The sequence below is a fragment of the Agrobacterium sp. SORGH_AS 787 genome, from assembly GCF_030819035.1.
In the GTDB taxonomy this organism is placed as follows: Bacteria; Pseudomonadota; Alphaproteobacteria; order Rhizobiales; family Rhizobiaceae; genus Agrobacterium; species Agrobacterium larrymoorei_B.
Genome location: NZ_JAUTBG010000001.1, coordinates 1,730,046 through 1,743,760 on the forward strand (window position 1 = coordinate 1,730,046; position 13,715 = coordinate 1,743,760).

Genomic DNA, 13,715 nt, shown 5'->3' on the forward strand with positions numbered 1-13,715 from the left:
TGCCCGTTTAGCAAAGTGTTCCGGCAATCTCAACGCATTCGGTGTGCCAGGGTGAATTCGACAACACGGCCTCTGCCGAAAGGCGTTTACGTGGCGATCAGGCTCTGCCGCTTTCGGCGGATGCTCTGAGAGCGGAGATGGTTTTGGTATAATCATCCACACCATCACCCTTGAAGACGGCAGAACCCGCAACCAGCACATTGGCGCCCGCCGCAATAGCGCTGCCAGCCGTTTCGGTGGTGATGCCGCCATCCACTTCCAGCTCAATCGGGCGATTGCCGATGAGTGACTTCGCTGCGCGGATCTTGTCGAGCATGGCGGGAATGAACTTCTGACCGCCAAAGCCTGGATTGACGCTCATGATGAGGATGAGGTCCACATCGTCCAGCACGTTTTCCAGCACGGAAAGCGGCGTTGCGGGATTGAGCGTGACGCCGACCTTCTTGCCGAGCGAGCGGATGGTTTGCAGCGAGCGGTGCAAATGCGCGCCCGCTTCGGCATGGACCGTAATGCTGTCGCAACCGGCCTTCGCGAAGGCCTCGAGATAGGGATCGGCAGGCGCGATCATCAAATGGCAATCGAAGAAGGCCTTGCTGTGGGGGCGGAGCGCCTTGATCACATCCGGTCCGAAGGAAATATTCGGCACAAAGTGACCGTCCATAACGTCCAGATGAATCCAGTCGGCGCCAGCGGCCGTCACATCGGCGACTTCCTGTCCGAGCTTTGCAAAGTTGGAGGCAAGAATGGAGGGGGCGATCCGGACGGGAAGGGTCATCTGCAAATGCTCCTGTTTGGCAAGGCGTTGCTGGCCCTTAGCACCGCATGCATGGGTCAACAAGCGGCGATACAAACCTCAGAAGGGCCAAATCGATTAGATAGAAATCGATCTCGCGATATGACGTTGCTGGAGCACCCTAATTTAGCGCCTTGTCCACAGAGACGAAATTCGTTCCGGTCCAGCGTTGAAGCCGGTAGGGATTGTCCTGCAACTCGTGGTGATCGTTGAAGATGACGGGGCCGATCACCGTGTTGAAGGTTGTACCAACCATCACAACAGGCGTTGGCTTCGATTGTTCCGATGCCTTTTCCAGCGCCTGGGCCGAGAGTTGGGCGGCGGCATAGGCCGGAAGAACGTAGCCTTCGGGTTCGATGTTGGCAGCGCGGAGCTGCTGAACCACGTCTGCCGCAGAGGGTAGGGCCGCGTAGTCCGGCAGGGCGACAGCAAGCGTGCCCGGCTGCAGCGGAACAGGTGCATTTGCCGCTCGCAGCGCGTCGCTGCCCATAAGGAGGAGGGGAATTTTCTCTGCCGCAGCATCGCGTGCAATGATCGATAGGTCATTGCGTTCTGTCGCCGCGAAGACATGAGTCACGCCTGTGCGGCTCAGGCGACGCACAAGGGCGATCTGCTGTTCCTGCGACGGGCGCAGCGTGTCGGTGAAGGTCGGTTTCAACCCCGCCTCTTCCAAGCGCGCTCGCACACGGTCCACCAGCTCACGGCTATAGATCGTCCCGTCATCAAGAAGCGCGAAGGGCAATCCCTTCCAGTCGCGCAGCATGATATCCGCCACGGCAGAGGCCTCGTCGTTCTCCGACGGTGCCATACGGAAGAGCGGCCAGCCGCGCTTCAACGCATCTTCCATCAGGATGGGCGAGCGGCTCGACAGAGTGATGGCGGGGATTGCGGCATTCTTGAGCGTCGGCAGCGCATCCGCGAGGGTTTCCGTACATAGAAAACCGACGACCACGGAGACTTTCGACGCAACGAGACCGTCAGCGATGGCGCCACCGCTGCCGTCCTCGCAGCTTTCATGGATCTCCATCACATCGAGGCCGGCCTTTGCCGCCGCCGCCTTCACACCCTGCCGGATTTGCAACCCCAGCGTCTCATATGCGCCGTTCTGCGGCGCAACGACTGCGATGGTCGCAGCATTTGCAACGCCAGCCAGGCTGAGACTGAAGGCAAAACTGAGCAGGCGGAGTGAATTCATCAACGGCATTATCCTGTGCGATTGTCCGATGTTATCGAGGCTGAGCAGGATGCAAAAGGTTCAACGCCAAGAAAAATGCGCTTTATAGCAAAGAATAATTGTTCGTCGCGTGGTGGATGGACCGCCAACCTTGGCACGGCGACGTTCTCATCGTGATGCGAGATGGCGAAAGGCGTCCTGGGCGAAAACAGACAGGGGAGAGGGCAGGTCGTTGAGATCGAACCAGCCCATCTCGGAGAGCTTGTCCGGCTCCGTCAATTGCGCTGTTCCCGTCACGTTGTCGGTCACGTAGATCAGCGACAGCCAATGTTGCCTGTCGGCTGGTATGATCTGCTCGCTGATACAGAGGAAGCGGACGTCCCCGATGGTCAGCCCGCTTTCCTCCTCGGCTTCGCGACGGGCGGCCTCAAGGGCGTGTTCCATGTGATCGACCTTGCCGCCCACAATGCTCCAGTGGCCAGCTTCGGGCGATTTTACGCGCTTATAAAGCAGCACCTTGCCGTCCCGCCTGATGACGAGACCGCATCCGACACCGGGAAAATCGATGCCTGGCTGTGCCATCAGCCTTTGGCGTTTGCAACGATCAGCATGAATGCGGGGATATCGTCGCCGAAGCCGACAGGTGTCGGGCCATCATCATGGTCGCGATAGTGGCGGCGACGATCACGGTTGTCGTCATTCGCATGGGAAGCACCGTGGCTCCGCTCGAAATTGCGAGGTGCCTTTTCGTGCCTGCGCTCTGCCTTCACCTTGTCGCCTCCATTTGCCGCAACCTGAATGGTGTCAGCCTGTTTCACATTGGGGGTTTCCGCTTCGACCTGTTGAGTCTCTTCGCGGCGGTTTCTGTCGCGGCCACGGCCACGATCCCGTTCTTTGTCCTTGCCGCGGCGCGGACGATCGGTGGCGAAACTTTCCATGGGTGCGGGAAGTTCCGAAAGATCTCCGCTCAGCCACTCGATCTTTTCGCCAATCAGCTTTTCGATGGCGTCGAGATACTTGGTGTCACGACGATTGACGAGCGTGAAGGCAGCACCGGAGCGACCGGCGCGGCCGGTACGGCCGATGCGATGGACGTAATCTTCCGCATGGATCGGGACGTCGAAGTTGAAGACATGGCTGACATCGGGAATGTCGAGACCGCGTGCGGCAACGTCGGACGCGACCAGCAGCGTAATCTGATTGTCCTTGAAGCCCGCGAGCATCTTTGTCCGCGAATTCTGATCCATGTCGCCATGCAGGGCGCCGACGGAGAAACCGTGCCGTTCGAGCGACCGGTAAAGATCGGCCACGTCCTTCTTGCGGTTGCAGAAGATGATCGCGTTCTTGAGCTCGGTCTGAGCCTTGATCAAGTCGCGAAGCACGGCGCGCTTCTCGTAATCCTTGTCGTGGGTCGCAACGATGCGCTGCGTCACGGTCTTTGCCGTCGAAGAGGGTTTAGCCACTTCAATGCGGACCGGGTTTTGCAGGAAGCGATCGGCCAACTTCTGGATTTCCGGCGGCATGGTGGCCGAGAAGAACAGCGTCTGGCGCGTGAAGGGGATCATCTTCGCAATGCGCTCGATATCGGGAATGAAGCCCATGTCGAGCATGCGGTCGGCTTCATCGATGACGAGGATTTCCACGCCCGTCATCAAAAGCTTGCCGCGTTCGCAATGGTCGAGCAGACGGCCGGGGGTGCAGATCAAGACATCTGCGCCACGCTCCAGCTTGCGGTCCTGCTCTTCGAAGGAGACGCCGCCGATCAGAAGTGCGACGTTCAGCTTGTGATTCTTGCCGTACTTCTCGAAGTTTTCGGCAACCTGGGCCGCCAGTTCACGCGTCGGTTCCAGAATGAGTGTACGCGGCATTCTCGCACGCGCGCGGCCCTTTTCGAGCAGGGTGAGCATCGGCAGCACGAAGGACGCCGTCTTGCCGGTTCCCGTCTGTGCAATGCCGCAAATGTCGCGTCTTTCCAGCGCCGGAGGAATGGCGCCCGCCTGGATAGGTGTTGGCGTGGTGTAGCCAGCATCGGCAATAGCGGAAAGGACTTTTTGGCTCAGGCCAAGATCAGAGAATGTTGTCAAAGGAAAAACTGTTTCCGTTCTGGTTCGAAGAACAAGCGACTGTCGTAGCGTTAGTGCCGCAGATCGTGGTCCGCGACATAGGCTTAAATCGCCGAAAAGTCAAGGAAACAGGGATTTGTCCCGAAATGGCACATGAAAACTGGCCGATGAAAGAAAATTCGGCTCAAATTCTGATGCGAAGCGGTGCTTTACTGAAGATAGGTCTTCAATTCAGTGCCCGCGACGAGGAAGCGCATTGGATCAACCGCCTCATCATTCAACCGCACTTCGTAATGAACATGAGGTCCGGTGGAGCGTCCGGTACTGCCGGCCTTGCCGATGACATCGGATAGCTCGATCTTTTCGCCGGTGCGAACAAGGATCTGCGACAAATGGCCGTAGCGCGTCGTGACACCTTTGCCGTGATCGACCTCTACCATGTTGCCGTAACCGCCTGAATAGCCTGCGAAAGAAACGGTGCCAGCACCCGTCGCCCGCACATCGGCACCGGTCTCCGCGCGGAAGTCTATGCCGGTATGCAGTGCAGGACGACCGAGAAACGGGTCCATGCGATTGCCGAAGCGGCTGGTGATATCGCGACCGGGCGCCGGGTTACCGAGCGGCAGGCGCTCTGCCGTACCACGAACGGTCTCCAGGCGGTTCAAGGCATCGTCGAGATCTGCGAGCGAGGCCTGAAACGGATTGGTCGAGGCTTCCACAAAGGGCCCGCCGATGGCATCGTCAGGCTTGTCGTCAATTTTCAGCCCGGTGCTACGAATGATATCGGCCATCGCATCGGCCCGGCTTTTTGCGCCAGTCGTCAGCGAAGCGATTCGCCCAAGCTGGTCCGATTCGATGCGGTTGAGCGAGGCGAGCATGCGCGTCAGCGCGCGACCGGACACGGCGTCCTTGTTGTCGCTATAGGTCAAGCTGCCTTTGAGCGTCGATCCTTTTTCAGGACCACGTAGCGCTCGGTCGATGGCGGATACGCCGCCGGAAAGGCTTGCCTTCTTCTGGGGAGCGAACGCGTTGGCCGAAGGTGTGACGCTCTGGTCCTCCTGTGCCGATACAGCGTCCTCATTGAGGAGTTCGTTGGCGCGTCCATGACGGGAGGACAGGGCATTCTGCTGGGCGAGAAGCGTTTCCACTTTCTTCTCAACAGCTTGCTGATCAAGAAGCTGACGCGATGTAATCTGGTCCACCTGCGAACGGAGTGCGGCGATACGGTCCTCATAATCCTTTTGCATGCGCGATTGCCGTGCAATCATCGCACCCAGCATATCGTCGCGGAAAACGAGATAGGCAGTCGAGCCGATAAAGCCGAGGCTCATGACGAGGATAATCAGCAGGGTGGGGACGACGATCAAGGGTCTGATCGTGACATGGCGAATCTTCTCGCCGCTCGCCAGAATGAGGATGTGCTGCTTGCGCTTCTTGCCAAAGGCCAGGTTTGTCCTCGCTTCCGTCATTTCAGCTCCAGCGGCGGTTCTTCGTCCACTGAGAAAGATAATTTGTTAAGGTTAACGAAGCTTTTACAGAGGCGCTCAGCTTTGGCTGACGGCGGTCAACGACCGATAGAAGGACGGCGTCAATCCCGCCTCGGCGCGGGCAAGATCGTTGAAGGGCGGCTTCAGCGGTCCACGAAAATTGACCCGGACCAGTTGTTTGAAGGTTTCCGCCGGGTCCTTCTTTTCACGCGCGCACAGGAAGCGGAACCACTTCGCGCCAATCGCAACGTGACCCTTCTCGTCATTATAGATGACGTCGAGAACGGCAGCGCTCTCAAGATCGCCCGTCTCCCGCATCTTGGCCTGGAGGGAGGGGGTGACATCGAGACCGCGCGCTTCGAGAATGAGCGGCACGACTGCAAGCCTGGCGGTAAGGTCATTGCGCGTCTGGTGTGCGGCCTGCCAGAGACCGTCATGCGCCGGAAGATCTCCGTAATCTGCGCCCATCGCCCGCAGGCGATCTCGCACCAGCCGGAAGTGTTTTGCCTCTTCGAAGGCAACCTGCATCCAGCCATGGAAGAAGGACTGCGGCACCGGCTCGCTGGCGTAACGCGCAACGATATCGAGTGCGAGATCCACGGCGTTGAGTTCGATATGGGCGATGGCGTGCAAGAGAGCGATCCGGCCCTTCACGCTGTGGAGAGACCGACGCTTGACTGCGGTTGGCGGGACAAGTTCCGGCTTCCCAGGTCGTCCCGGGCGGTCCGGCAATTTCGGGTCGAGCGGCGAGCGCAGAGAGAGACGTCGCTCGAACCAGCGGGTTGCCGCTTCCTGCGCCAGCGCCGTCTTGCGGTCGAGATCGGCTGAGGCGATGGCTTCGGTTGCAGCGCCCCTTAGCGATGTCAGCGTGAATGTCATGGTCGTCGGATCAGTCTTGGCCGGTCAAACAGCCTTGGCCTCATCGAGAACCGCCTGCGCATGCCCTGGCACCTTCACCTTGTTCCAGATTTTCGCAACCTTGCCGTCTGGCGCAATCAGGAAGGTGGTGCGTTCAACACCCATGTACTTCTTGCCGTACATGCTTTTTTCCTTCCAAACGCCATAGGCCTCCAGCGCGCTCTTGTCTTCATCGGCGGCCAGCATCACGGTGAGCGAATGCTTGGCGGCAAATTTGTCGTGGCTCTTCACCGAGTCGGGCGAAATCCCAATGACGACGGTATTGGCCGCTTCGAACTCAGCACCCAATGCGCTGAAGTCGATTGCCTCTGCCGTGCAGCCGGATGTGTCATCCTTCGGGTAGAAATAGAGGACGACCGCCTTGCCCTTCAAATCGGAAAGAGAAATATCGCCACCGCCGTTTCTGGGAAGACGGAAATCGGGTGCTTCGTCGCCAATCGTCAGTTCTGCCATGGTTCACCTTTCTTTTGCCCGGATTGTTGAGCATGGGGGCGGGTATTCGATATATACCGAATAACAGCTTCGTCCAGTCTTGTGGCAAGTCATGCGGGATGGCAGGGTGAAACCGCCAAACTGAAAAGACCCTGGCTTGGGGTTCAGGATATTTCCGGGAGCGCGCAGGGTACGAATGGCGGAAATTCGTGGGGAGAAGGTCAGTTTCAGCAAGCGCGACATCGTGCCGCTGCACGCTTTACCGTCTGCGCAAGCGGAAGACCCGATCATCGTTCATTGCCCGCCGCCTCGCTCCATGCTGCGCGCTTTCGCCAAGGTCTTCGCGGCCCTCTTTGTCCTCGCCTTCCTGTCCATCGGCGGCATCATTTTATCGGTCGAAACCGGTTCGGTTGACAGCGCTCTCTCAAGCCAGGCGCAGCAGGCTTTGGAGCGGGCACTCGGCCCTCGCTACGAAGCGCGCATAGGCTCCACAGCAATCCGCTTTTCCTCCGGGCTGCGGCTCTCGCTGGTTGCCCAGGATGTCGATATTACCGATAGCGAATCGGGGCAGCATCTAAGCCGTGCGCGTTCCATCGGCATGGCGCTTGATCCTCTCGCGCTGCTGACCGGGCGTGTGTCGATCGCCACGCTGGAAGCCAATGGCATGGAGCTTGATACGGCACTGTTGCCCAAGGGGCAGGCCTTCGATCTCGCGCAACTTCGTATCGATGCGATCCCGGCACTTCTGGAAAATGCCTTCGGCGATCTCGATCGGCTGTCGCAAACCTTTCAGCGCAGCGGCACGGAGGAAATCGATCTTTCCGATATCGCGATCCGCCTGCCGCCGCGAGAAGACGGCAAGCCCCGCACGATCATTGTCAGCGAGTTGTCTCTCGTTCCCGATGGCGAGGGCGGCTATACGCTCGATGGCGATGTGGCTTTCAACGGCCAGGTTGCGGAATTGGCTCTTGCTGCCACCGCCGTCGATGGCCGCATCAACAATTTCTCCGCCCGGCTGGACGGGTTCGATATTGGCCCGCTTCTCGAACAATTCGATGACGAGGGGCTGATGCACCAGGGGCTCAACGTCAAGACCGGCATCAACATCGCCGCGGCCCGCGGTGCCACCGATCAAAAGCCGGCGCTGGATCTTTCTTTCGCGCTGGGAAATGGCGAGCTTTATATCGGCGGGGAAGCACAGCCCGTGACGGGTGGTGTGGTCAACGCGCATTACGATTTCGATGGCAAGGCTGTTCTGGTCGACAATTCGAACCTGCAATTTGGCCGCACGACGCTACCCATCCAGGCAAAACTCCTCGACAACGACAAGGGTTTCGATTTTTCCGTTCATCTGCCAAATGCGGCAGCCGTTGCCGATGCAGGCGGCGAAGAGCCCGTGACCTTCGATCTGAAGGCGGATGGCACGTTTGACAGCACGACACGTGAGATCAATGTACCGTCCCTGTATGTTTCAAGCCAGCTTGGCGACATGGCAGGCTCGCTGAAGGTCCGTTTCGGGCAGGGCTCTCCCGAAATCAGCTTTGGCGGGCAAATCCCAAAAATGGAGGCGACGGCTGTCAAGCAACTCTGGCCGTTCTGGATGGCGCATAAGGCGCGGCCATGGGTCATTGCCAACCTGTTCGGCGGCACGGTGCGCAACGGCTCCATCGCGGTGTTCATACCCGCTGGTCGCATGTGCGGGCCGAACTGCCCGCTGGAATTGTCCGCCAGCGAGTTGCAAATCAAATTCGACGTCGAGAACACGCGCTTGAACGTTGCCGGCGACATTCCACCGCTTCGCGATGCCTATGCTCATTTCGAGCTCGTGGGTGAGAAGATCGACGTCACCGTCTCGAAAGCCACCTCCTTCTTCCCATCGAACCGTAGTCTCGAGCTGGAAAACAGCCACTTCTCGATCGCTGATGTCTACGAAAAGCCGCTGATGGCCGACCTCGATCTCAATGTCAAAGGATCGGCCGACAGTATTGCAGAGCTTGCGTCCTTCCAGCCGATCAACGCGTTGAAGGACACTGAATTCCAGCCCGGCGATTTCTCTGGCAATGTGACCGCTCACGCCAAACTGCGTGTTGGCCTTCTGAAAAGCCAGTCTCCACCCGATCCCGTGTGGACAGCGGATCTGGCGCTCAATGACGTTTCCTTGGCGCGACCGATCTCCAACCGCAAGGTGTCTTCGGTCAACGGTAGCCTGAAGCTCAACAACGAAACGCTGCACCTTCTCGGTAAGGGTCGGATTGACGATGTTGCAATGAATATCGATTTGACCCAGCCCATTCGCAAAACCAGCACGACAGGCCGAAAACTTGTGCTGAATGCGGTTCTGGAGCCCGGCCAAATCGCCAAGCTGGCACCGGAACTCTCCAGCGTTCTGGGGGGAACGACGCTGCTTGAAATAGACAGCACAGATCCTGAGCGGCAGGATGTGAAGCTCGATCTCTCCAACGCGTCCATGGTTCTGCCGGGTATTGGCTGGACAAAGGGTGTGGGCGTCAAGGCGAATGCGTCCTTCAGCATGGAGACGGTCAATGGCCGCACCAGCATTCACGACCTGGCGCTCAAGGGTGATGGTTTTGGCGCTGCTGGCGATCTCACCTTTGATAAAGGCGGCCTGATCTCGGCCGATTTCTCCCGTTTCCAGTTGTCGCCTCAAGATGATTATGCGGTCTCAGTCTCCGCCGCAAAAAGAAGCTACACCGTCAATATCAGCGGCAAGTCGGCTGATCTCAGACCCATCATCGCCAAGCTGCGCAACTCCGAAAGCGGCGCTTCCGCCGCGTCGGCGGGTGCGGCTCCAGGTGGCGACCTGGGATCACTGAACATCAAGGCAGATCTCGACCGGGTCTACGGCTTCAACGACGAGGCGCTCTCCAATGTGACCGCCAGCATCGGCGTCAGGGATGGCAAGGTGCGCACGGTGGATTTCAAGGGTGTGTCCGGCCGCGGGCAGGCCGTGGTAGCGCAGACCACCAACCAAGGCGATGGCGGGACGATCAATCTGACCAGCAGTGATGCCGGTGCCTTCGCGCGCTTCACCAATCTTTATACTCGTATTCGTGGCGGTCTCTTGAACCTCGTCATGACCACGTCCAACGGCTCGTCTTGGAGCGGTTCGCTCGATCTGCGCAACTTCGCCGTTCTCAATGAAGCCAAGCTGCAGGATATTGTTGCCACCCCTTCCGGTCAGGATGGCCGCAGTCTGAATGCGGCTGTACGGCGCAACATCGATGTCAGTTCGGAAAAGTTCCAGCGCGGCTTTGCGCGTGTCGTCTATGTCAACGGCGTCGTGGCGCTGGAAAATGGCGTGGTGCGTGGCGAGCAGATTGGCGCCACCTTCCAGGGCGTGTTGAAGGACCAGAACGGCAATATCGATATGACCGGCACCTTCATGCCTGCCTATGGCCTTAACCGGCTGTTCGGCGAGTTGCCGTTCATCGGCATCTTCTTGGGCAATGGTCGTGACCGTGGCCTGCTTGGTATCACCTTCAAACTGACGGGCCCGACGGCGACGCCGCGGTTACAGATCAACCCTCTGTCTCTGATCGCGCCCGGCGTTTTCCGGCAGATATTTGAATTCCAGTGATAAAGCGGTAACGCATAAGCCTGATGCCGCGTCGGCAACTGTTGACTCTCAACCTGCCATCCTTATTTAAAAACCAAAAATAGAACTCCAGATTTCAGGCCAGGAAATGCTCGATAAGACCTACGATTCCGCTTCCGTAGAACCAAAAATTGCCAAGGCCTGGGATGAGGCCGATGCATTTCGCGCAGGCGCGAATGCAAAGCCGGATGCCGAGACTTTCACGATCGTCATTCCGCCGCCGAATGTCACCGGCTCGCTGCATATGGGCCATGCGCTGAACAATACGCTTCAGGACATTCTGGTCCGTTTCGAGCGTATGCGCGGCAAGGATGTTCTCTGGCAGCCCGGCATGGACCATGCCGGTATCGCCACACAGATGGTCGTCGAGCGCAAGCTGATGGAAAACCAGCTTCCCGGCCGTCGCGCCATGGGTCGCGAAGCCTTCATCGACAAGGTCTGGGAATGGAAGGCCGAATCGGGCGGCTTGATCTTCAACCAGTTGAAGCGCCTTGGCGCGTCCTGCGACTGGTCGCGCGAACGCTTCACCATGGATGAGGGGCTGTCGAAGGCTGTTCTTGAAGTCTTCGTCACGCTTTACAAGCAGGACCTGATCTATCGCGGCAAGCGTCTGGTCAACTGGGACCCGCATTTCGAGACGGCGATTTCCGACATCGAGGTCGAAAACCGCGAGACCGACGGCCATATGTGGCACTTCAAATATCCGCTGGCCGGCGGCGAAACCTATACCTATGTCGAGAAGGATGCGGACGGCAACATCGTCTTCCAGGAAGAGCGCGACTACATCGCGATTGCGACCACGCGTCCGGAAACCATGCTGGGCGATGGTGCGGTGGCCGTTCATCCGTCCGATGAGCGCTATGCACCCATCGTTGGCAAGCTGTGCGAAATTCCTGTCGGCCCGAAAGAAAGCCGCCGCCTGATCCCGATCATCACGGACGAGTACCCGGATCCGACCTTCGGCTCCGGTGCCGTCAAGATCACCGGCGCGCATGACTTCAACGACTATCAGGTTGCCCGTCGCAACAACATTCCGCTTTATCGCCTGATGGATACGCAGGCACAGATGCGCGATGACGGCGAGCCCTATGCACGCTGCGCGGAACTCGCAGGCGAAATCACGCGCTCCGGCAAGCTGCCATCCGAAGCCGATGTCGATGCCATCAACCTCGTTCCCGATGAGTATCGTGGTCTTGATCGTTATGAAGCGCGCAAGCGGGTCATCGCTGCCATCAATGCCGATGGGCTTGCCGTTACGGTGAAGGACGCCGAAGGCAACGACGTTCCTTATGTCGAAAACAAGAAGATCATGCAGCCCTTTGGCGACCGTTCCAACGTCGTCATCGAGCCGATGCTCACCGACCAATGGTTCGTCGATGCCAAGACGCTTGCCGAACCTGCAATGGCGTCGGTTCGCGAAGGCCGCACGAATTTCGTGCCGAAGAACTGGGATAAGACCTATTTCGAATGGATGGAAAACATCCAGCCATGGTGCATCTCGCGTCAGCTTTGGTGGGGCCATCAGATTCCTGCCTGGTATGGCCCGGATGGTCAGGTCTTCGTCGAGAAGACAGAGGAAGAAGCGCTCGACGCCGCCGTTCAGCACTATCTTGCGCATGAAGGCCCATGGAAGGCTTGGGTGCAGGAGAAGCTCGAGAACTTCAAGCCGGGCGAAATTCTCACACGCGACGAAGACGTTCTTGACACGTGGTTCTCTTCCGCGCTCTGGCCGTTCTCCACGCTCGGCTGGCCCGACAAAACGCCGGAGCTTGCGCGCTATTATCCGACCAATGTTCTCGTCACGGGCTTCGACATCATCTTCTTCTGGGTCGCCCGAATGATGATGATGGGCCTTCACTTTATGAAGGATGATGCCGGTCACGCCGTCGAGCCATTCAATACTGTTTATGTCCACGCGCTGGTTCGCGACAAGAACGGCCAGAAGATGTCGAAGTCCAAGGGCAACGTCATCGATCCGCTCGAGTTGATCGATCAGTATGGTGCGGATGCGCTGCGCTTTACGCTTGCCATTATGGCGGCGCAGGGGCGTGACGTGAAGCTTGATCCAGCGCGCATTGCAGGCTACCGCAACTTCGGCACCAAGCTGTGGAATGCGACACGTTTTGCCGAAATGAACGGCGTCAAACGCGATCCGCACTTCCTGCCGGAAGCAGCGACCCAGACGATCAACCGTTGGATTCTGACCGAACTAGCCAACACGGCAAAGGACGTTACGGCGGCAATCGAGAACTACCGCTTCAACGACGCGTCCAGCACGCTTTATCGCTTCGTCTGGAACCAGTTCTGCGACTGGTATCTCGAACTTCTCAAGCCCGTCTTCAACGGAGAGGACGAGGCAGCCAAGGCGGAGGCTCAGGCTTGCGCGGCCTATGTTCTGGAAGAAATCTACAAGCTGCTGCATCCCTTCATGCCATTTATGACGGAAGAATTGTGGGCGCATACGGCCGGCGAAGGCGCAAGCCGCGACCGACTGCTTTGCCATGCAGACTGGCCCGCACCAGAATTCCGGGATGAAGCGGCCGCTGCGGAAATCAACTGGCTGATCGATCTCGTTTCCGGCATTCGCTCGACGCGCGCGGAAATGAACGTACCGCCCGGTGCTACTGCCCCGCTGGTCGTCGTTGCCGCCAACCCGACGACCGAGATGCGTCTCGACCGCCACTCCGCCGCAATCCGCCGTCTGGCGCGTGCCGATGAAATCCTGGCTGCCGATACAGCACCCAAGGGATCGGCACAGATCGTCGTCGGTGAGGCGACCGTCTGCATTCCACTCGGCAATCTCATTGATGTCTCTGCGGAAAGAACGCGTCTTGAAAAGGCGATCGGTAAGGCACAGGCCGAACTAGAACGTATCGACAAGAAGCTCTCGAATGAGAAGTTCGTGGCCAATGCCGATCCGGAAGTGGTCGCAACAGACCGTGACCGCAAGGCTGAACTCGAGCTTCAGATAAAGAGCTTGAAGATCGCATTGCAGCGGGTCAATGAGGCCGGTTGATCTGACGTTCACATAACCTGAAAAAGCGCCTTCGCGATGGAGGCGCTTTTTTATTTGTTTCGTGAGGCTAGGGTAATCGAGTCGTCGGTGAACTGCTGTCCTCGCAGTCTCTTGACCAAGTCCCTCAGAACATGACGGAATTCGGACTTTTTTGAGTGAAAAGTATGAATGTTGTGTCGCAGACACACACAAGATTGAATGAGCTAATATTTTCCC

Annotated in this window: 9 protein-coding genes; 2 read left to right on the plus strand and 7 right to left on the minus strand. The window is 58.4% G+C overall.

Annotation, left to right across the window (positions count from 1 at the left end; translation table 11 throughout):
- Positions 1–97 precede the first annotated feature (97 nt).
- The 7 genes from rpe to bcp all read right to left on the minus strand — a co-directional run bounded on the left by rpe (position 98) and on the right by bcp (position 6,888).
- Positions 98–775, minus strand: coding sequence for a ribulose-phosphate 3-epimerase (gene rpe, locus QE435_RS07620; protein WP_349040827.1), 678 nt, complete (start codon positions 773–775; stop codon positions 98–100).
- 139 nt (positions 776–914) lie between these two features.
- Positions 915–1,988, minus strand: coding sequence for an ABC transporter substrate-binding protein (locus tag QE435_RS07625; RefSeq protein ID WP_349040828.1), 1,074 nt, complete (start codon positions 1,986–1,988; stop codon positions 915–917).
- Between the two features lie 147 nt (positions 1,989–2,135).
- The gene (locus QE435_RS07630) at positions 2,136–2,549 is read right to left on the minus strand and encodes an NUDIX domain-containing protein (RefSeq protein ID WP_349040829.1); all 414 of its coding nucleotides are present in this window, start codon (positions 2,547–2,549) and stop codon (positions 2,136–2,138) included.
- The gene (locus tag QE435_RS07635) at positions 2,549–4,051 is read right to left on the minus strand and encodes a DEAD/DEAH box helicase (protein WP_349040830.1); all 1,503 of its coding nucleotides are present in this window, start codon (positions 4,049–4,051) and stop codon (positions 2,549–2,551) included. The genes QE435_RS07630 and QE435_RS07635 overlap by 1 nt, the downstream gene beginning before the upstream one ends.
- 188 nt (positions 4,052–4,239) lie before the next feature.
- On the minus strand, positions 4,240–5,499 hold the full coding sequence (locus QE435_RS07640) for a peptidoglycan DD-metalloendopeptidase family protein (protein ID WP_349040831.1): 1,260 nt from the start codon (positions 5,497–5,499) through the stop codon (positions 4,240–4,242).
- Positions 5,500–5,574: 75 nt separating this feature from the next.
- Positions 5,575–6,396, minus strand: coding sequence for a ferritin-like domain-containing protein (locus QE435_RS07645; RefSeq protein WP_349040832.1), 822 nt, complete (start codon positions 6,394–6,396; stop codon positions 5,575–5,577).
- 24 nt (positions 6,397–6,420) lie between these two features.
- Positions 6,421–6,888 carry a thioredoxin-dependent thiol peroxidase gene (gene bcp, locus QE435_RS07650; protein WP_306928057.1) on the minus strand — a complete coding sequence of 156 codons (468 nt, stop codon included), beginning with the start codon at positions 6,886–6,888 and terminating at the stop codon, positions 6,421–6,423.
- A 175-nt stretch (positions 6,889–7,063) separates the two neighbouring features.
- Between bcp and QE435_RS07655 the strand changes: the two genes are divergently transcribed.
- Positions 7,064–10,465, plus strand: coding sequence for a DUF3971 domain-containing protein (locus QE435_RS07655; RefSeq protein ID WP_349040833.1), 3,402 nt, complete (start codon positions 7,064–7,066; stop codon positions 10,463–10,465).
- A gap of 106 nt (positions 10,466–10,571) precedes the next feature.
- Complete coding sequence (locus QE435_RS07660) at positions 10,572–13,499, plus strand: valine--tRNA ligase (protein ID WP_349040834.1); 2,928 nt, start codon at positions 10,572–10,574, stop codon at positions 13,497–13,499.
- Positions 13,500–13,715 lie beyond the last annotated feature (216 nt).

What these genes read in the sequence shown, in the direction of transcription:
- rpe (WP_349040827.1), bottom strand. Translation starts at nt 775, where the DNA reads ATGACCCTTCCCGTCCGGATCGCCCCCTCCATTCTTGCCTCCAACTTT.
- QE435_RS07625 (WP_349040828.1), bottom strand. Translation starts at nt 1,988, where the DNA reads ATGAATTCACTCCGCCTGCTCAGTTTTGCCTTCAGTCTCAGCCTGGCT.
- QE435_RS07630 (WP_349040829.1), bottom strand. Translation starts at nt 2,549, where the DNA reads ATGGCACAGCCAGGCATCGATTTTCCCGGTGTCGGATGCGGTCTCGTC.
- QE435_RS07640 (WP_349040831.1), bottom strand. Translation starts at nt 5,499, where the DNA reads ATGACGGAAGCGAGGACAAACCTGGCCTTTGGCAAGAAGCGCAAGCAG.
- QE435_RS07645 (WP_349040832.1), bottom strand. Translation starts at nt 6,396, where the DNA reads ATGACATTCACGCTGACATCGCTAAGGGGCGCTGCAACCGAAGCCATC.
- bcp (WP_306928057.1), bottom strand. Translation starts at nt 6,888, where the DNA reads ATGGCAGAACTGACGATTGGCGACGAAGCACCCGATTTCCGTCTTCCC.
- QE435_RS07655 (WP_349040833.1), top strand. Translation starts at nt 7,064, where the DNA reads ATGGCGGAAATTCGTGGGGAGAAGGTCAGTTTCAGCAAGCGCGACATC.
- QE435_RS07660 (WP_349040834.1), top strand. Translation starts at nt 10,572, where the DNA reads ATGCTCGATAAGACCTACGATTCCGCTTCCGTAGAACCAAAAATTGCC.